Origin of the sequence: Chitinophaga alhagiae (genome assembly GCF_003568665.1) — a bacterium.
GTDB lineage: Bacteria > Bacteroidota > Bacteroidia > Chitinophagales > Chitinophagaceae > Chitinophaga > Chitinophaga alhagiae.
Window position 1 is genome coordinate 407,306 of the sequence record NZ_QXMH01000004.1, and the last position, 19,367, is coordinate 426,672.

Consider the following 19,367-nt stretch of genomic DNA (forward strand, 5'->3'; position numbering starts at 1 on the left):
AAAAGCGTGCTCAGTAGTCCCAGCCTTCGTTCTGCCGCATGTTGGGATTGGTCTCTATTTCGGCGTAAGGAATGGGGTACCAGTACATGCGGGCTGCGTCAAACACGGAAGCGGCGGCATTGAAGCGGGTGTAGGTAAACGTACCGTCTGCCAGCTTGTCTATCTTCATGCCTTCTACCGGCTGGTTCATCACCTCACCCGCTATCTTCCAGCGGCGGATGTCCCAGAAGCGCTGCTCTTCAAATGCCATTTCGATCCTTCTTTCGTTCTGGATGATCTTCCGCATGACCGCCTTGTCTGTTACACCCTCCGGCAGGCCGTACAGGTTGTTGGCGCCCGCCTTGATGCCGGCGCGTTTGCGGATGAGCACCAGGTTGTCATACACCGCCTGTACCGGCCCCTCCGCTTCGTTCAGCGCTTCCGCGTAGCTCAGCAGCGTTTCTGCATAGCGGAAATGGATCATGTGACGGGTGGTGTTGGCATAGGCCGCCGTGCTTTCAAACTTGCCCATGAACTTGCGCAGGTAGTAGCCGGTTTTGGTCTGGGTCACAATGCCACCGGGCTTGTCCCGGCCGCCTTCAAATGTTTCTACGGGCCTGTTCAGCCATTTTTTGCCATTGTATAAAATAGTAGCATCTAACCGCGGGTCTCGCCCGGTATATGGATTGGCGGCATCATAGCCGGAAAGGGGATCTGTGATGGGCAGGCCGTTGTTCATGGGGAAAGCGTCTACCAGGTTCTGGGAGGGACTGGTAAGCCCCCTGCCTGCCGCCGCGTTCAGGTAGCCTACCGGCCCGTTCTGCTGCTCCAGGGTTTGGGAGGGCGCCTGCATTTTGGCGAAGATCATTTCGGTGCTTTTGCCGGTAATGAACAGGTCTGTATAGGCCGTAGCCAGGGTGTACACGCCCAGGTCCATCACGTCTTTTGCGGCATTGGCCGCATCCGTCCACCACTGCGGGGTATTGCCTTCGTTGTACAGCGGGCTGGCCCAGTACAGCAGCACGCGGGCCTTCAGCGCCAGCGCGGCGCCTTTGTTGGCGCGGCCTACTTCCCCGTCTGCCATGATGTTGGGCTGCAGGTCGTCTTTCACGGCGTCCAGCTCGGCCACAATGTAGTTTTTGGTTTCTTCCAGGCTGTTGCGGCTCAGGTTGATGTTTTCCCGGAAGCCGAACACCTTGTCTCCTACCAGCGGCACGCCGCCCCAGCGTTTCATCAGTTCAAAATAAAAGAAGGCGCGCAGGAAACGGGCTTCTGCTTTCCATTGTTTTTTCAGCTCGTCCGTAGTGGGCACGCGGTCTATTTTGGACAGGAACATGTTGGCCTGGCGGATGCCTTTGTAACTGTTGTCCCAGGCATTGTCCAGCACGTTGAGCGGGCTGATGCGGCCCAGGCGGTAGTCGTTGCTGCGGTCTCCGTCAATGGAGGCCATACCGTCGTCTGTAGTAGCGTCCAGCAGGGTGTTGCCAATGCGGTTGGAGATAGATGGCAGCAGCGCGTAAGTGCCCAGCAGAAAGGCCTTGGCATTGTCTGCGTTCTTGTCTATTTCGTCAAACACCAGTTCTTCCGTGAGCCGGTCTTGCGGCTCGGTTTCCAGGGTGCGTTTGCAGGCCGTTTGCACAACGCAAAGGCCGGCTATGATATACAGGAAATATTTTCTTTGCATGCTGATAAGTTTAGAGCTGGATGTTCACACCAAAGTTGATGATGCGCTGGTTGGGATACCCGCCGAGATAAGATTCCGGATCTACCCTGCTCAGCGGCGTAAAGGTGAGCAGGTTGTACCCGCTGGCAAACGCCCTGACAGATTGCAGGTGCAGATAGCGTACCCAGTGCTGCGGCAGGGTGTAGCCCAGCTCCAGCGTTTTGAGGCGCAGGTAGCTGGCGTCTTTCACCCAGAAGGTAGACGTGCGGTGGTTGTTCACATTGCCGTTCACGGAGAGGCGGGGGTATGTGGCGGAAGCGGCGGTAGCGGGCGTCCAGCGGCCCAGGTGGTGCTCCATGGCCTGGCCGGGGGCGCCGTTGGCGTTGTTCAGGAACTCCCAGGTGTTGCTGCCGTTCAGGTTGATGTTGCGGTTGCCCACTCCCTGCCATACCATGTTGAGGTCTATGCCTTTCCAGCTGATGCCGGCGGTGAGGCCGTAAAAGATCAGCGGCTTGTCTGAACCGATGGCGCGCTCGTCAAATACATTGATGGTACCGTCCCCATTCAGGTCTTTGTACTTGATGTCTCCCGGCACAGGGCTGTAACCGTCTAACGTAGCACTGTTCTCCACATCTTCTTTAGACTGGTAGAACCCGTCTGCCACCAGGCCAAAGATCTGGCCCACCGGCTGGCCAGTGCGCTGGTTCCAGCTGTAGCGGCGGTTTACTTCGTCCATATCATCCACCCTTGTTCTGGCAAAGGTGACGTTGCCTTTTACGTAATAGCCCAGTACGCCCGCCTGCTCGCGGTAGGCGGCAGACAGCTCCAGGCCGCGCTGTGTGGAACGGCCAATGTTCTCTACCGGTAACGTGGCGCCAATTACGCCGCTGGCATTGGTACCGCGGTACATGACCAGGTCGCTCAGCTTGTTCACATAATACTCCGCCGTAAACTGCAGCTTGTCATTATGCGTAGCCACATCCAGGCCTATGTTGGTTTTCCTGGCTTTCTCCCAGGTGAGGAAAGGGTTGGCCAGGGCGGCCTCGCCAATGGTGGATACGCCCGTAGCAGGATTGCCCAGGTTGTAGGTGCCGTTAAAATTGAAGAACTGCAGGTAAGAGTAATAACCTGATCTCAGGCTGTTGCCCACCAGCCCGTAGCTGCCGCGCAGCTTGAGGGTGCTGATGGCGGGCGCCGCATCCCTGAACCAGTTTTCCCGCGCAATGTTCCAGCCCAGCCCCACCGCGGGAAAATACCCCCAGCGGTTGCCCTTGCTGTACATATTGTTATAGGAATAGGCCATGGTAACCTCCAGCAGGTACTTCAGGTCATAATTGTAGGCCGCGCGGGCGGAGAACGCGGAGTTAACCAGCGGCAGCACGTTGCCGTCCGTATAACTGTCCCGGTAATACAGCCCGGTAACGCTCACGCCATGTTTCCCGAAGGTGGAATCATACCCCAGCTGCAGTTCGGTATAAGCCTGCCGCGTTTGGGAGGTGATGGAGCTGCCGTTGCTCTGCTGCCCGTCCGATCCTATCTGGTTGATCACCGTATCCGCGCCCGGGTTAAGGGCCACGTTGTACACGGCAAAAGACTTGGAGCGGTTCAGCGCCTCATCGTAATAACTGTTAAAAGACGCCAGGCCTTTTACGAACAGGCCCTGCAGCAGCACATCCAGCCGCTGGCGCAGGCTGAGGTCTACAGACAGGTTGCGGTTGTAGGTAGGGCGGTAGCCGGAGCGCGTGGCCTGGCCGTAAATGTTGTTGGTGTACTGGTTATTGCCGGCCAGGCTGCCGTCAAAGTTATGTACCGGGTAGGCGTTATTGGGCGTGCTGAGGATGTTCCTGAAAATACTGTCAGTACGCGCGCCCGGCTCGTTGCCGTTGCGGATGCGGCCGTACACGCTCAGGTTCATGAGGGTACTGCGGGTAAGCTCCACGTCTACATTGCTCCTGAAAATATATCTTTTGTAAAAATTGTTGGTGGGATAGGTATTGCGGCTGTCTGTTTTGAAATACCCCTGCTGGTTCAGGTAATCCAGGTCTACAAAGTAGCGGGATATCCTGTTGCCGCCGGCAATGTTGAGGTTATAGCGCTGCATGCCGGCCTGGTCTTTCAGCACGGTGTTGTACCAGTCTACGTCAGGGTGGCCCAGCGGGTCGGCGCCGGTGCGCCAGGCTTCCAGGTCGGCGGCGGAGTATGCGGGCTGCCGCCCGTCATTTGCCAGCGCTTCATTATACAGGCTGGCGTAGTCATGCGCATGGAGGAACTTCGGCGTTTTTACCATTTGCTGCACGGCCGTTTGCGCGGTGAAGGAGATCCGTTTTTTGCCATTGTAGCCGTGGCGGGTGGTTACCAGTATCACCCCGTTCTGCCCGCGCATGCCGTACATGGCGGTGCCCAGCGCGTCTTTGAGGATGGTAACGGACGCCACCTGCTCCGGGTCTATGGATAAACCGGAGCGGGGTACCCCGTCTATCACTATCAGCGGCAGGGTGCTGCGCAGGTTGGCGCTGGCCGCATCGTCTCCCGGGTTCAGGCTGAACTGTTCCAGATAAAGCCCCGCCAGTTTACCGTAGAGGGTGTTTTCTAGCGTGGTAACGGGCGTGTTGCGCAGCTCTTCCCCGTAAACAATGCCGTAAGACTGCAGCAGGGAGGCGCCCTGTTGCTGGCCGAAGAGCACCGGCACCGTGTCTTTCAAAGGCAGCACCCGGCCGGCGTGCGCAGGAACGTTTGGATATGCGGGCATTTTACGGGCCAGGGTGTCTTCCTGCGCTGCCGCAGGCCGGGCACAAAGCGCCGCCGCCGTCACTCCAAAGAAAAAGGGCATAGCGTACTTTTTCATCATATAACGTAATAGTTTAAAAAGACCAGCGAAAGATCAATTTGGTTGATTAGCTGTAACTCATTGGTTGATCTGTAAGCTCAATGCCTCAAAAGTAGGTGGGTAAAAAATGGAAGCTACCCGTCATTTCTTGCTTAAATACGGGTTAAATCATTCAAAAAGCGGATCAAAAAAGCAGGGGTAAAAATGAAGGACCGGCCACCATGGCTATTCTCCGGCATTACCGGCATGTGCGGCGGCATATTCCTTGGGGGTACGGCCAAACTCGGTCTTGAACCACTTGCGGAAATAGTCCACGTCAGAAAAACCGACCATGTAGGCCACCTCGGTAACGGTAAATTCGTTCCGTTCCAGGTATTGGGCTGCCCTTTTGAGGCGGTAGCTCCTGATAAATTCTATGGTGCTCTGGTTGGTGAGCGCCTTTATTTTGCGGTAGAGGGTGATGCGGCTCATGTTCACCTCCCGGGCCAGCTGCTCCACATTGAGGGTGGGCTCCAGGATGTTGTTGTCTATAAAATGCATCACTTTGTCCAGGAACACCTCGTCTGCCGAGGTAATGGAAATGTTCCGCGGCTGCAGCATGATGTCTTTGCTGTAGCGTTCCCGCAACAGCGCGCGGGATTGCAGCAGGTTGCCCACGCGGAGCTGCAGCAGCCCCATATTAAAGGGTTTCGTCACATAATCGTCCGCGCCGGTCTCCAGGCCCTCCATCTGGAACACGAGGGGGCTGCGGGCGGTGAGCAATATAACGGGGATGTGGCTGGTGCGCTCGTCTTTTTTCAGTTTGCGGCAAAAGTCCGTGCCGCTCATGCCGGGCATGGCCACGTCACTGATAATAATATCGGGCAGCACTTCCGTGGCTATTTTCCAGCCCTCTTTCCCGTCTGCCGCTTCGTGAACGGTGTATTGGTCCCGGAAATGGGAAGCAATAAAGGCCAGCATTTCCGCATTGTCTTCCACGATCAGCATCACCGGCTGGTCCCCGCCCTCTTCTTCGCGGGACAGTACGGGCAGCTCTTCCGCCGGCAGAACGGCCTCCGGGGATTGCTGTATCTCGCTTTCCGCGTATTGCTCACGGTAGAGTGGCAGGGTTACCGTAAAGCAGGTATGACCGGGCTTGCCGCCGGCGGCCTGTACGCTTTCCACCCTGATCTGCCCGCGGTGCAGGCCTACCAGCCCTTTGGTGAAGGCCAGGCCAATGCCGGTGCCGGAAATGGGCAGGCCGGTATCATTATAATGGTGGAAGGGGTTGAATATTTTGCCGAGGTGCTGCGGGGCTATGCCCACCCCATTGTCTTCCACCGTAATCACCACCTGCCGCTCCGTACTGGTGCGCAGGCAGACCGTGATGCCGCCGCCGGGCGGGGTAAACTTCACGGCGTTAGACAACAGGTTGAACACCACCTTCTCCAACTTGTCGTGATCAAACCACAGGAGCATTTCCGGCGCTTCGGTTTCCATATCCAGCTTGAGGTTGCGTTGCCGGGCATACGCGTCAAAAGACAGCAGCACCTCCCGGAGGAACTGCACCATGTCATATTGCGCCACCTGCAACTGGAGGTGGCCGGCCTCAAACTTCCGGAAGTCCAGCAACTGGTCCGTAAGCCGCAGCAACCGCTCGCCGTTGCGCTGAATGAGCAGCAGCTGGTTCAACACCTTGTGGTTGCCCTGCTCCTCCTTCACCAGTTTTTCAAGCGGGGCCAGTATCAGTGTGAGCGGCGTTTTGATCTCGTGGGAAATATTGGTGAAGAAAGAAAGTTTCCGTTGCGCCAGCTCCCGGTCTTTTTCCCGGCTGCGCTGCTGCATCTGCAGCTCGTGGCGGAGGCGGGCGGTCTTGAGAGAATGGGACCAGAGAAAATACAGGATGGCCCCAATGGTCAAAGCATAAAACAGGTAGGCGTACCAGGTTTTCCAGATGGGCGGCAACACGGTGATATGCAGGCTGGTGTACTCCTCGTTCCACAGCCCGTCATTGTTGGCCGCTTTCACTTTGAATATGTACTCGCCCGCGTCCAGGTTGGTGTAGGTGGCCTGCTGCTGGCTGCCCACGTAGCTCCATTGCGTGTCTCCCTTCATGCCCTCCAGGGTGTAGGCGTACTGGTTGGTGCCGGAGTTGATGTAGTTCAGCGCGGCAAAGCCAATGGTGAGGTACGCCTGGTTGTGTTGGAGCGTAATATGGTCTGTATAGGTGATGCTCTGCCGGAGGGGGGAATCTTTGCCGCCAATAGCCACGGGCCTGTTCTTGATCAGGAAAGAAGTGAGCGCAACGGGCGGTTTGGTGCGGTTGATGATGAGTTTTTCCGGGTTGAAAGATACAATGCCGTTGTTCCCGCCGAACATCACCTCCCCCGCCGCCGTTCTGCAGGCCGCGGCCAGGAACTCGTTGGAACCCAGGCCATTGTTCACGGAATAATTGACCACCTGCACGTCTTCCCGGGCAAAGGGGGCGTGCGCCTTGCGCAGTACAATGCGGGCAATGCTCTGGTCAAAGCTCACCCAGAGGTCTCCTTTCTGGTCTTGTATAATACCGTGCACAATATTGCTGGAAAGCCCGAAAGCCGTATCCAGCGTAAAGAACTGGTTGCGCTCCCGGTTGAGGAGCTTCAGGCCTCCTCCCCGGGTGCCTATCCAGATATTGCTGCGGTCATCTTCATAAATGCAGAGAATAGCGTTCTTGTTGAACACGCTGTCATATTCCGCCAGGTAGTTGCGGAAGGCCTGTTTCCCTTTGGGCAGCCAGGACAGGCCTATTTCCGTGCCTATCCATACGCCGCCCTGGCTGTCTTGTATCAGGGCATTGATATCATTGGAAATGATGCTGGCCGGGTCGTTCTTTTTCCGGTAGCGGGTCATGCGGCCGCTGCCGTCCAGGTGGAACAGGCCGCCTTTGGTGCCTATCCACAGGTTGGCCGCATCGCCCGCCAGGCCGTACACCACATCGTCCATCACGCGGGCCGGGGATTCTTTCAGGGAGATGGGCTGTATGCTCCCGCTCCGGATGTTGTGTTTGAAAAGCCCTTCCAGCGTGCCTATCAGCAGGTTGCCCTGCCCATCCAGGTGAATGGCCTTGACCATTTCAGGGTTGATATGATGGGGAGAGCCGGGATGGATGCGGATATGGCGGAAGGTATTGCGCGCGCGGTCATAAAAGTTAACGCCCCCACCTTCCGTAGCGATCCAGAGGTTCTGGTCTTTATCTTCGCGGATGCTGCTCACTACGCGGTACGTAAGGCCCGGCTGGCGGCCCATCTGCTCGTTGATGTAACTAAAGTTTTCGTTGCCGGGATGTTCTACACTGATCCCCCCGGCAAAGGAGCCCACCCACATGCTGCCGGCCCTGTCTTTCATGATGCAGAGAATGCTGTTGCCGGAAATGGAATAGGGATCATATTTGTCTACCACGTAATTGCGCACCGCTGTTCTTTCGCTATTGAGAATATAGAGCCCGTTGCGCGTGCCTATCCAGGCCTCGTTTTGCTGAAAGTAAATGGCGCGCACCATGTCGCTGCTGATCTTGACGGGCGTTTCAGAATTGAAGTTGTTGCATTGGCGCGTTTTGCGGTCCCATACCATGAGCCCGTCTTTTTCCGTGCCCAGCCACACATTGCCTACGCTGTCTACGTTTACCTGCTGAAAGGTGCTTTTACCATAGCGCTCATTTTGCAGCAGCGCGTCCGGGGTAGGCAGCACGCGCCGGCTGGCGGGGTTGTAACAAAGCACTTCCTTGCCGCCTGCCAGCCACAGCACTCCTTCCGGGTCTATTGCAATGGTACGCACATACGGGGCGCCCGCGCCCTTTCCGAGATCAACCGGGCGGAGCGCTTTTTCCTTTTCGTCATACAACATCAGGCCACGGGCCGTGCCGATCCAGATGTTGCCGTGCGTATCTTTTTTGATGGCGTTAACGTGCCTGAACACATGATCCGCGCTTTTGGAGACCGGCAACACGCGGTGAAAGCGTTCCAGCCGGCAGTCAAACAGGTCAAGCCCGAAAGCGGTGCCTACCAGCAGGTTACCCTGGCTGTCTTCTTCAAGCGTGAGCAGTTCGTTACTGGTAATGCTGTAGGGGTTGGTGGGATCGTAGCGGAAATGGCGGAAGCCATAACCATCGTAGCGGTTGAGGCCATCGGTGGTAGCTATCCAGATGAAGCCGCGGGAGTCCTGGAAGAGGTTGTACACGGAGCTTTGAGACAAACCCTCCGCTATTCCAAGGTGGGAGAAACGCAGGTGGTTCACCTGTGCTTTTCCAACTATATGGAACAGTACAATAAAGAGTATTGCCGTAAAACAGCTACGTTTTATTCCCCCCGGTTGTAAAATCATACACGCAACGTGGTATAGTTACCGGCGTTAAAATTAGGGATTTGGCCGGAAACAAAAAACAGGTGGCGCCGGGGGCGTTTGTTAACGGGGCGTGGGCACGCCCTCACCCTTCGGGGGCTACAGCGCCGTCTGCCACCTTTACAACCTTATCCCGGTTCCAGTTGGCATCATAATACACAAAGAACGCCAGCCAGATGGTGCGGGAAACCCGCATCAGCACCGGTTGCAGCACTATGAGCAACGCCGCGTTGACGCCCAGCCACCAGAAAATGCGGTTATCGTACAGGGAAAAACCGAACAACACCCACCAGGCCACAAAAGTAGCCACGCTCAGGGCTATGGAAAGCGCGTAGCTCACATACCCGGTGCCGAAATAGAAACCGGTTTCCGGCTCCGTGGGCTGGCCGCAGACCGGGCAGTGCCCGTTCATTTTCATGAATTTTTTGAGATGGTAGGGATTGGCTTCTTCGTACAATTTACCTTGCCTGCAGCGGGGACATTTATTCTGCAGCACGCTCAGTACAATATTAGGTTTACGTTCCATGGTATCAATCAGTTTAAATTTTTTCTGAACTCGTCAGGCGTAATGCCTTCATATTTTTTGAAGAAACGGGAGAAGTAGGAGTTGTCTTCGAAATTCAGCTCATGCGCAATCTGCGTAACCGTCATGCCGGCATTGGTGAGCATCCTTTTTGCTTCCAGCAAAATGCGGTCGCGGATCAGTTCTCCCGCCGTTTTTCCCAGCAGATCGTGACAGAGGGCATTGAGGTGGTTGGGCGTAATGTAGAGCAGTTCCGCATATTCTTTGGGCAGTTTGATGTGGCGGAAATGTTTATTGATGAGCTGCTGAAAATTGCGCAATACCAGCTGTTTTTGCTGCGGGATGATTTTAGTGCCACCTTTTCCGCAGCACTTTTCAACGGCGAGGAACAATTGCAACAGCAGTACCCGCACCAGGTCCGTTTGCTGCTGTACCGTTTCTTCCAGTATTTTTTCGAAAAGCAAGGTGATCTCCGCGCGGGCCGCTGGCGGTATGGTCATAACCTGGTCTGCGCTGTTACCGCTGAAAAAGGGGAACCGCTCCAGGTAATCATGGTCCAGCAGGAAGGTGCGGAAAAATGCTTCCGAAAAATGCACCACGTAGCCTTCCACACCCGGCTCAAAATGCCAGCTATGCACCTGCCCCGGCACCATAAAATAGACCTGACAGGGCACTACGGGGTAACGGGTAAAATCAATGGTCTGGAAACCGCTGCCGGCTGTAAAAAACACCAGGTGATAAAAAGAATGGCCGTGCTGCTGATGCACCCGCTGGTAGTTCTTCTGAAGGTACCGGCCCATTCTTTCCGCCAGCAGGTCTTCCTGTTTGTGGCCTGTGCTGATGCTGCAGATATCATATACCGGAATGGAAGGTTTCATGATGTCACAAAGGTACAGCAGATGGAGTGGCCCGCCAATGACGATTTGGGGTATTTGTGGCACTTTTTACCGGTATAGTGCCGGCGCGGAAACCGCGCCGGGCTTAGAGTACCATTACTCCTGGTTGATCACCTCCATAATGGTAAATTGCTTCTGACCGGTGGGCACCTGCCACATCACCTGCTGCCCCTGGCGGAAGCCGATGAGGGCCACTCCCACGGGGTTCATCACAGAGATCTTTCTTTGTTTGATGTCTGCCTCTTCCGGCATCACCACAATGATTTCCATCGTTTTATTATTATTGGTGTCTTTTACCACTACTTTGGAATTAAGGCGCACCACATCAGCAGGAAACTCGTCTTTCTTCACCAGTTTCGCCTTTTTGAAATCAGCCAGTAACGATTCAACCACCTGCGGGCCAAAAGCGCTGGCACGGGCACCATCGTTCAGGCAGGCAGTTAACATTTCATAGTCATCTTCCCTGAATACCAGTTGATGTTTTACTTTTTGCATAGCAGTTAATTTAAAAAATGAATGAATGGTCCATTTAATTCCCTTATCCCGGAAATAAAAAAATCATGCTGTCATGCAAACCATGCGGTTTCGCATCCAAGCATTCAAATCAATAATAAAGCAGGAAAGGGCACCCTGAGCCTTGGAATTATTGTTTTAGCAGGCCAGGGTCAATTTATTGAAGTCCTTAAAATTTGAGAAGTAGTACAACTTCTTGCAGAACGTGCGGAATTGCTGTGAGGTGCAGCCGTACAGGGGCATCGCATCCGCCACGGGGCGGCGGAAGGCGCTTTTGGTTATATATGTACGTGTACCTGACATAGTGCAAACTTACGGAATTATTTTTAAATGCCCCAATCCCCCTTCCAGTTGCCGCCACCCGGAATGCCCGCATGTTCAGGTACAAATACGCATGCATACAGGCAATAACCCGCATTTTATACCGCAGAAAATGCGTAACTTCAGGAAGTAACCGATTTCTAACCCCAAAAACACTGTATTATGGCCTCCGCATTAATTGGCGCCGTGGTAAATCCCGTGCGCACACAAGGTTTGGCTACCAGCCCCGCCATCAACTCCACCAAAGAACTGGTAAAACTCAAAGGCCCCGGCCTCTTTATTTCAGCAGAGATCACCAAACAGGGCGGTATTTCCGACCTTTCTTTCGTGATACTGGACATAGACGGTAAAAACGTGGTGAACATCAGCATTGCCGCGCTTTTCAACCAGGGTCTCACCACCCACAACAGCTACGGCGTCTCCGTGTTCCGCAGCGGCGCCGGACTGGAAACGGTCACCATCGGCTGGCCTGTGCCGCTTACCTTTTACAAGCAGCTTTCATTGAAAGTAACCGTGAAGGAAGCCGGCGTGGTGCAACTGCTGGGGAATGTGATCACCGCTTCCTGAAAGATGTTTGTTGCGGCTGTGGTACCGCAACAAATATCCCTCTCCCCTCAAAAAAAATTTGGAAGTATCGCCGCCGCTTACTTACTTTGTAATTCAAAGTACTTTTTAATCCTATTATAACAGCCCGTCCGCGCGGGCTGATTTTTCACCCTTTCACTTTGCAACACAAAGTGAATTAAAAAACAGCGTCCATGCATACTTCCCGCCAATGGATCGAACACTTCCGCAACAACCTGCGGTACCACCGCATCAACTGGGACCTGGAGCCTTCCATTACCCCGAAAGAAACCGCCGCCATACTACGATCCATGCAGGCCTGGCAGTTGGGTGAAACGTCAGACGGGCATAATCTTCTGCGGGCGGTCGCCAAATATGCGCACCGGCACAATGACCCGGACTACATTGCGGCCATGACCCTGTTTATCAAGGAAGAACAGAAACACGGTGAAAACCTGGGTCGCTACCTGGACCGCATCGGGCAGCCGCGCATCAAAAAAGACTGGGGAGATACCCTGTTCCGCAGGGTACGCGGGTTCAACACCAGCATGGAAATGTGGACGCTGGCGGTCATTACCGTGGAAAGCGCTGCGCAGATCTACTACCAGGCCCTTAAAGACGCTACCTATTGCGTGCTGCTGAAACAGATCTGCCGGGACATCCTGATAGATGAAGCCTGCCATATCACTTTCCAGACGGAAAGAATGAGTATTATTTTCGAGCAGAAATCCCCTGTCGGGAAAATGCTCTGCGGCCAGTTGTACCGCCTGTTTTTCTTTGGTACCGCGCTCACCGTATGGATAGGCCACCACCGCCTGCTGAAGGCCGGCGGCAATACGTACAAAGGGTATATGCGCAAGATGTATTTCAAATATATTAAAACGCTGCATCGCATCACGCACCCCAAACCTGTACCGCAAGCTGCTTTTATATGAACACGCCCCTCTCCTCCGCCGCAAAAATGCTACTGGTGTCTATTGCGTTCTGCCTGCTGCTGGTGGGTGTGCGCATGTACTACACCGGTAGCATTATGTATGGTTTTTACATATGGAATATGGTACTGGCGGTTATGCCGCTCATTTTCAGCAGGCAACTGGTCCACAGGCGGCCGCTGCACTGGCGTAGCCTGTTACTGCTGGGCGGGTGGCTGGTATTCTTTCCCAATGCGCCATACCTGGTTACTGACATCCTTCATTTCACCAGTGCTTCTTCCGCACCCAGGTGGTTTGACCTTGTGCTGGTCACTACGGCGGCCTGGAACGGCCTGCTGCTGGGCGCGCTGTCTCTCATGCATATTGAAGGATTTCTTGCGCTTCATTTCAGCAAACCCGCTGTTAGCGGAATACTGCTCTTTATCATGGTCCTTTGCGGATATGGCGTTTACCTCGGGCGGTTTCTCCGGTTTAACAGCTGGGACGTGCTCACCGATCCTTATGCCTTGTTCTCGATTGTGGGGCAGCACTGGCTGCAACCGGCAGCCCACGTTACAGTATGGGCCTTCACCCTCCTCTTTGCCGGTATGTTCGCTATCTTCTATTTTACCCTTAAATACCTGAAACAATAGCCCCCCCTATCTGTTTTTTCATTATTTTCCTGCCCGAAAACCAAACTCCATTACCATGGGCATCACCATTGCAGTTATTGCCGTTATAGCCATTGCCGCGCTGTGGGCCGTATCGTTATACAACCGGCTCGTCAGCAAAAGGAACCTCGTAAAAGAAGCCTGGAGCGGCATAGACGTTAGCCTGAAAAAACGGTACGACCTCATCCCCAACCTCGTGGAAACCGTGAAAGGCTACGCCGCTCACGAAAAGACCGCGCTGGAAAACGTAACCCGCTACCGCACCGCCTCCATGCAGGCCAATACACCGCAAGACAAGATACAGGCGGAAAACAACCTCACCAGGGCGCTGGGATCTTTGTTTGCCGTGGCGGAAAACTACCCGGACCTCAAGGCCAGCACCAACTTTCTGCAACTGCAGGAGGAACTGAGCGCTATTGAGAACAACCTGGAATCCGCCCGCCGCTATTACAACGGTACCGTGCGCGAAAACAACATACTGGTGGAAAGTTTCCCCTCCAACATCGTAGCCGGTATGTTCGGGTTCAAGACCAGCGTTTTTTTCGAGATAGAAGACCCGGCCCACCGGGAAAGGCCCAACGTTTCTTTCCAGTAACCCATGATGAAAAAATTATTACTGCTGGCGCTGCTGGTCATTACAGTACGCACAGCCACGGCGCAGGAAGGAACGCCGCCCTTCTCCGAAGGCATCCTCTCTTTCCATGCAGACCTCCGTATTTTGCCCACCGGCATGCTGCAGGTAACGGAACACATCAAGGTGATCACGGACCTGCAACAGATACGCAAAGGCATTTTCCGCACCATTCCCGTTTACCGCCGGGACATGTACGGGCGGAAGGTGCATGTAGACATCCGCATAACGGAAGTGCTGAAAAACGGCAGCTCCGAGCCCTACAAGGAAACCGAAGAGAACGGCGAGCTGAACGTACGCATCGGCAACGCGAACGAAGATCTGGAAGCGGGTATCTATGACTACGAAATAGCTTACGAAACCTCCGGACAGGTCGGTTTTTTTGACGGGTACGATGAGGTGTACTGGAACGTGACGGGCAATAACTGGCAGTTCCCGATTGCGGAGGCCAGCGCTTCCGTTACCTTGCCTCCAGGCGCACAATCTCTGCAAACGGCCTGCTACACCGGCCCTATGGGCGCTACAGAAACAGATTGCAGCACCGCGAACGATACCAGCGGCGCCCTGCTGTTCCGCACCCGGCATTTGCTGGAGCCGGGCAGCGGCTTCACCGTTGCGGCAGGCTTCACGCCCGGCATCATTGCCCGCCCGCCTCCGCCTACGGCACTGGAAAAGCTCTGGGACCGCCTTATGGCTTACAAAGAGTACGCACTGGCCCTGCTTGGCAGCATCATTGTGTTCTGCTATGGCTTCTTTACATGGCGCAAACATGGTAAAGACCCCGAAAAACCCGTAGTAGTACCTACTTTTGAGCCGCCAGACGGCCTTTCTCCGGCCAGCATCCGCTACCTGTACAAAAAGACGGCGGACAATACCGGTTTTACCGCGGCCATCATCAGCATGGCCATCAAAAAGGCCCTGCATATCAAAAAAGACGGTTCTCAGTTCAAGCTGGAAAAAGGCGCCACGCCGGCAAACGCGCTCGCGCCGGAAGAACAGGCCATCCACGCCAAACTGTTCCAGGGAAGGAACAGCATCAAGGTAGATGATGCGCAGCACAGGGCCTTTTCCACCGCGCAAGCGGCTTACAGTGTTTCAGTAGGCACCCGTCACAACCTGAAATCCTACTATGTCAGCAACACCCGGTACATGCTTATTGGGGGCCTCATTACCCTTGTCATCCTGGCCGGGTACATATTGACCGTGAATTTCGCGGAGTTCTTCGTGCTTCTCTTCCTGGCGCCTTTTATAGCCGTGGGCGGTACGCTGCTGATCACCGGGCTCAGAAGCCTGAAAAAAGGCTGTTCAGGCGTTTTTCTCACCATGATGGGCGCCATTTTCACGTTCATGCCGCTGTTCTTCATGGTGATGAACATGGCAGAAATACCTTTTATTGCCATTGCTTTTGTAGTAGCCCTGCTGGCGGCCTATGCCTGGTACGTGTACCTGATCAGGGCGCTTACGCCCAAAGGCGCCGCGCAACTGGCCAGGATAGAAGGTTTTATGATGTACCTGAAAACCGCCGAAGAACACCGGCTCAACATGCTCACACCGCCTGAACATACGCCTCAATTGTTTGAAAAACTGCTGCCGTACGCCATTGCCCTTGATCTCGAAAATGAATGGGGCAGCAAGTTTGAAACAGTGCTGGAACAGGCAGGCTATTCGCCAGACTGGTATGAAGGCCAGGAAATACGGTACAGCCACCTCTCTTCCTCTTTCAGCGCCGGTTTCATTTCTTCCCTGGGCCGCGCCCAGGTAGATCCTACCCGTCCTTCCGGCAGCAGCAGCGGCGGCAGCAGTAGTTCCGGCAGTTCCAGCTGGAGCTCCGGCAGCAGTGGCGGCGGTTCTTCCGGCGGTGGCGGCGGTGGCGGCGGCGGTGGCGGCTGGTAAGCCCTAACCGCTTGTTATTCAACTGTTTTGTATATGTTAAAACTGCTTTAACACATTAAACCCCGTTCATACCGGTCCGTCTAATATGCAGACTAAAACGATTGTGTATGAAACGATTCTTAATCCTGGTTTCATTGATAGCCGCAGGCGCCGTGTTCAACCCGGCCAGCGCGCAGGTGAGAGTGAGCATCAACATTGGCCTGCAGCCGGCCTGGGGCCCCGCTGGGTACGATTATGTAGAGTACTACTACCTGCCCGCCATGGACATGTACTACTATGTTCCGGCACGGCAATATATTTACTTTGACCACGGCCGCTGGATCAGAACAGCTTACGTGCCGGTCCGCTACCGCCATGTAGATTTCTACCGCACCTACAAAGTGGTGATCAACGACCGCGATCCTTTCCGCTATCATGACCGCTACCGTGTGCAATACGCGAAGTACCGCCATGTGCATTACAACAGGCCGCTGCTCCGCGATACGCGTTACAGCAACAACCGCCCCGCCGAGCGCCGGAACAACAACTGGAACAACGGCCGGGATAATGACCGCCGCAACAACAGCTGGAACAATGGCCGCGGCAACGAGCGCCGGAACGAGAACTGGAACAACAACCGCTCCGCTGAACGCCGGAACGATAACTGGAACAACAATCGCGCAACGGAACGCCGGAATGACAACTGGAATAACAACCGCGCAACGGAACGCCGGAATGACAACCGGAATAACAACCGCGCAACGGAACGCCGCAACAATTCGTGGAACAATAACAACCGGGGCAACAGTAACCGGGTAAATGACAACCGCGGGCAAAACCGGCGCCAGCAGGACGTGAACTACAAACAAGACAGGCTGTTCGGTAAAAACGGCAAATCCTGATCAGGTACCGGCGTTGACAAACTGAATAAACAAGCCGCCTCACCGCGGCCCCGCAACAAAGAAGTTTTAGATTGGCGGATCTATTATCAAAAATGGGCTGCTCCGTAAGGAGTGGCCTGTTTTATTTGAAAACACCGGCCCCAGGGCCGCCTGCCCAACTTTTTTCGGATTTTATGCAAACGTTTGCTATTTTGCCGGGATAATCGTTTGCACGGTTAAAATTCCAACGTTATGAGCATTAAAAACTACCTGCTGCCCGCAGCACTTTTCTTACTGTCTGTTACCACCCGTGCCCAGCAACAGCAAAGGCTGAACACCGGCTGGGAATTTCTCCGGTCAGACCTGGGCGGCATCTGGGAAGCTGTACGTCCTGTGGGTAAAGGCAACCCGGAAGCCTCTCCCATCTGGGAAAAAGTAGAGCTGCCGCATTGCGTGAACGCGTTTGATGCGGTAGATCCCGATGTGAACTATTACCAGGGCCCCGCCTGGTACCGCACGCAGCTGAAGATCAACAATCCCTACGCCGGCGGCAGGACCATCCTGCATTTTGAAGGCGCCGGCCAGAAAACGGATGTATATGTCTACACCACCAAAGTAGCCTCTCATGTTGGCGGGTATGATGAATGGACGGCAGACATTACCGAAGCAGTAGCGGCCTTTAAAAAAACACCGCAATTCAAAGGCGGCGTACCAGTTGCCATCCGCACAGACAACAGCCGCAACCTGGAAATGGTCCCCTCCGACCTGTCTGATTTCAATGTATATGGCGGCATTTACCGGTATCTCAACCTGGTGTACGTACCTCCTGTTTCCATACAGCAAATGCACGTAACACCGGAGGTGAAGAACAACGGCAAAAATGCTGCCGTCAGCGTGTCTCTTCAGCTATATAACCCCGGCGCAATCACCGGCGCCACGGTTACCACTGTGCTGAAAGATCCGGCAGGCCGGAAAATAGCCGAATCCCGGCAGGAAGTGAGTAACCCCGGAGGCACCCTTGCGGCGGCCGCTTTCCAGGTAAAAAAACCGCAGCTGTGGCATACAGACCACCCGGTGCTGTATACCGTAGAAACCACTGTATCAAAAGATAACGCCAGTTATACACAAACCGTCAAAACCGGTTTCCGCACCTTTGAATTTGTGCAGCACGGCCCCTTCCTCCTCAACGGCAAACGCCTGCTGCTGAGAGGCACGCACCGGCACGAAGATCACGCGGGCGTAGCCGCGGCCATGACGGAAGATATGATGCGCCGGGAAATGGTGCTCATGAAAGAAATGGGTGTCAACTTTATCAGGCTGGGGCACTACCAGCAATCCCGCATCATTCTCAACCTGTGTGACAGCCTGGGCATGGTAGTGTGGGAAGAAATTCCCTGGTGCCGCGGCGGCCTCGGCGGCCCCGTATACCAGCAGCAGGCCAAACGTATGCTCACCAACATGATCAACCAGCATTACAACCACCCTTCCGTAGTGATCTGGGGCCTGGGCAATGAAAACGACTGGCCGGGAGATTTCCCGGAATTTGACAAGGAGAAGATACGCGCGTTCATGAAAGAGCTGCACAATCTCTCCCACCAGCTGGACCCTTCGCGCAAAACGGCCATCCGCCGCTGCGATTTCTGTAAAGATATTGTTGACGTGTACTCTCCTTCCATCTGGGCCGGCTGGTACCGTGGCATCTATACGGAATACAAATCCACATCTGAAGAAGAAATGAAAAAAGTAAACCACTTCCTGCATGTGGAATGGGGTGGAGACAGCCATGCCGGCCGCCATTCGGAAAGCCCTGACAAGGCGCTGCAAAGCATAAAAACCGGTGGCGGTACAGACGAGCGGGCGGGCGATGCTTCCCTCTACGGCGGCGCTGCCCGGGTGTCTAAAGATGGTGACTGGAGCGAAAGCTATATCTGCAACCTGATGGACTGGCACCTCAAAGAGCAGGAAACCATGCCCTGGCTCACCGGTACCGCACAATGGGTGTTCAAGGATTTTTCAACGCCCATCCGGCCAGACAACCCCGTGCCCTACATGAACCAGAAAGGGCTGGTAGAAAGGGACCTTACCAGGAAGGAGGCGTACTACGTATTCCAGTCATACTGGGCCACGCAGCCCATGGTACACATCTACGGCCACTCGCAGCCTGTAAGATGGGGTCAGGAAGGAGAAGAAAAAATGGTGAAGGTATATTCCAACTGCGATGAGGCGGAGCTGTTCGTGAACGGGAAAAGCTACGGGAAGAAAAAACGCCGGAGCGCAGACTTCCCCGCTGCCGGCCTGCGCTGGAACGTTCCGTTTGCCAAAGGCAACAACAACGTGCATGTAGTAGCTGCCAAAGGCAAAACCGTGGTGGAAGACAACATCGCTTTCCGGTACCAGACGGAAACCTGGGGTAAACCCGCAAAAATGATACTCGAAAAGATCGCTACTAACGGCAATATCACCACGCTGGAAGTAAAACTGCTGGACGATAAAGGCTTCCAGTGCCTGGACGCTGCCAACTGGGTACGCTTTTCACTGGCCGGGGACGGGCGGTTGATAGACAACCTGGGTACCTCTTCCGGCTCCCGGCGGGTGCAGTTGTACAACGGCCGCGCCACCATTAAAGTGGATACGGGCAAAGGCGGCGTAAACGTAGCTGCCGTGAAGAGCGAGGGCCTCACCACCGTAACACTGAATTTATAATTTGCGCAAGTGCTTAAAAATCAGTAAATTCCGTATTGACCATATTCTTTCTT

13 protein-coding genes are annotated in these 19,367 nt (G+C 54.6%); 7 read left to right on the forward strand and 6 right to left on the reverse strand.

The window, feature by feature from the left end; translation table 11 throughout:
* Positions 1-10: 10 nt before the first annotated feature.
* The 6 genes from D3A97_RS20835 to D3A97_RS20860 form a co-directional block, all read right to left on the reverse strand.
* Complete coding sequence (locus D3A97_RS20835; protein WP_119080474.1) at positions 11-1,663, reverse strand: RagB/SusD family nutrient uptake outer membrane protein; 1,653 nt, start codon at positions 1,661-1,663, stop codon at positions 11-13.
* Positions 1,664-1,673: 10 nt separating this feature from the next.
* Positions 1,674-4,490, reverse strand: coding sequence for a SusC/RagA family TonB-linked outer membrane protein (locus D3A97_RS20840; protein ID WP_119080475.1), 2,817 nt, complete (start codon positions 4,488-4,490; stop codon positions 1,674-1,676).
* A 204-nt stretch (positions 4,491-4,694) separates the two neighbouring features.
* Positions 4,695-8,810, reverse strand: coding sequence for a two-component regulator propeller domain-containing protein (locus D3A97_RS20845; RefSeq protein WP_119080476.1), 4,116 nt, complete (start codon positions 8,808-8,810; stop codon positions 4,695-4,697).
* 103 nt (positions 8,811-8,913) lie between these two features.
* A complete protein-coding gene (locus D3A97_RS20850; RefSeq protein ID WP_119080477.1) occupies positions 8,914-9,354 on the reverse strand; it encodes a DUF983 domain-containing protein in 441 nt (146 codons plus the stop codon).
* A gap of 8 nt (positions 9,355-9,362) precedes the next feature.
* Positions 9,363-10,229 (reverse strand): AraC family transcriptional regulator, encoded by an 867-nt coding sequence (locus D3A97_RS20855; RefSeq protein WP_119080478.1) that lies wholly within the window; start codon positions 10,227-10,229, stop codon positions 9,363-9,365.
* A gap of 114 nt (positions 10,230-10,343) precedes the next feature.
* Positions 10,344-10,742: a GreA/GreB family elongation factor gene (locus D3A97_RS20860; RefSeq protein ID WP_119080479.1), complete on the reverse strand. Its 399-nt coding sequence runs from the start codon at positions 10,740-10,742 to the stop codon at positions 10,344-10,346.
* 501 nt (positions 10,743-11,243) lie between these two features.
* On the opposite strand from D3A97_RS20860, the gene D3A97_RS20865 reads away from it, so the two are divergent.
* From D3A97_RS20865 to D3A97_RS20895, 7 genes are all read left to right on the forward strand, one after another.
* On the forward strand, positions 11,244-11,648 hold the full coding sequence (locus tag D3A97_RS20865) for a hypothetical protein (protein WP_119080480.1): 405 nt from the start codon (positions 11,244-11,246) through the stop codon (positions 11,646-11,648).
* Between the two features lie 191 nt (positions 11,649-11,839).
* Complete coding sequence (locus D3A97_RS20870; RefSeq protein WP_119080481.1) at positions 11,840-12,580, forward strand: ferritin-like domain-containing protein; 741 nt, start codon at positions 11,840-11,842, stop codon at positions 12,578-12,580.
* Positions 12,577-13,209, forward strand: a complete 633-nt coding sequence (locus D3A97_RS20875; protein ID WP_119080482.1) for a DUF1361 domain-containing protein — start codon at positions 12,577-12,579, stop codon at positions 13,207-13,209. The genes D3A97_RS20870 and D3A97_RS20875 overlap by 4 nt, the downstream gene beginning before the upstream one ends.
* Positions 13,210-13,264: 55 nt before the next feature.
* Positions 13,265-13,822, forward strand: coding sequence for a LemA family protein (locus D3A97_RS20880; protein ID WP_119080483.1), 558 nt, complete (start codon positions 13,265-13,267; stop codon positions 13,820-13,822).
* Between the two features lie 6 nt (positions 13,823-13,828).
* On the forward strand, positions 13,829-15,751 hold the full coding sequence (locus D3A97_RS20885; RefSeq protein ID WP_198674105.1) for a DUF2207 domain-containing protein: 1,923 nt from the start codon (positions 13,829-13,831) through the stop codon (positions 15,749-15,751).
* A gap of 107 nt (positions 15,752-15,858) precedes the next feature.
* Positions 15,859-16,632: a hypothetical protein gene (locus D3A97_RS20890; protein WP_157986664.1), complete on the forward strand. Its 774-nt coding sequence runs from the start codon at positions 15,859-15,861 to the stop codon at positions 16,630-16,632.
* Positions 16,633-16,863: 231 nt separating this feature from the next.
* Entirely contained in the window at positions 16,864-19,314 is a 2,451-nt protein-coding gene (locus D3A97_RS20895) for a glycoside hydrolase family 2 TIM barrel-domain containing protein (RefSeq protein ID WP_119080486.1), read from the forward strand.
* The last annotated feature ends 53 nt before the right edge of the window (positions 19,315-19,367 follow it).

Coding starts and splice junctions, on each gene's coding strand:
- D3A97_RS20835 (WP_119080474.1), bottom strand. CDS start 1,663: ATGCAAAGAAAATATTTCCTGTATATCATAGCCGGCCTTTGCGTTGTG.
- D3A97_RS20840 (WP_119080475.1), bottom strand. CDS start 4,490: ATGATGAAAAAGTACGCTATGCCCTTTTTCTTTGGAGTGACGGCGGCG.
- D3A97_RS20845 (WP_119080476.1), bottom strand. CDS start 8,810: ATGATTTTACAACCGGGGGGAATAAAACGTAGCTGTTTTACGGCAATA.
- D3A97_RS20850 (WP_119080477.1), bottom strand. CDS start 9,354: ATGGAACGTAAACCTAATATTGTACTGAGCGTGCTGCAGAATAAATGT.
- D3A97_RS20855 (WP_119080478.1), bottom strand. CDS start 10,229: ATGAAACCTTCCATTCCGGTATATGATATCTGCAGCATCAGCACAGGC.
- D3A97_RS20860 (WP_119080479.1), bottom strand. CDS start 10,742: ATGCAAAAAGTAAAACATCAACTGGTATTCAGGGAAGATGACTATGAA.
- D3A97_RS20865 (WP_119080480.1), top strand. CDS start 11,244: ATGGCCTCCGCATTAATTGGCGCCGTGGTAAATCCCGTGCGCACACAA.
- D3A97_RS20870 (WP_119080481.1), top strand. CDS start 11,840: ATGCATACTTCCCGCCAATGGATCGAACACTTCCGCAACAACCTGCGG.
- D3A97_RS20875 (WP_119080482.1), top strand. CDS start 12,577: ATGAACACGCCCCTCTCCTCCGCCGCAAAAATGCTACTGGTGTCTATT.
- D3A97_RS20880 (WP_119080483.1), top strand. CDS start 13,265: ATGGGCATCACCATTGCAGTTATTGCCGTTATAGCCATTGCCGCGCTG.
- D3A97_RS20885 (WP_198674105.1), top strand. CDS start 13,829: ATGAAAAAATTATTACTGCTGGCGCTGCTGGTCATTACAGTACGCACA.
- D3A97_RS20890 (WP_157986664.1), top strand. CDS start 15,859: ATGAAACGATTCTTAATCCTGGTTTCATTGATAGCCGCAGGCGCCGTG.
- D3A97_RS20895 (WP_119080486.1), top strand. CDS start 16,864: ATGAGCATTAAAAACTACCTGCTGCCCGCAGCACTTTTCTTACTGTCT.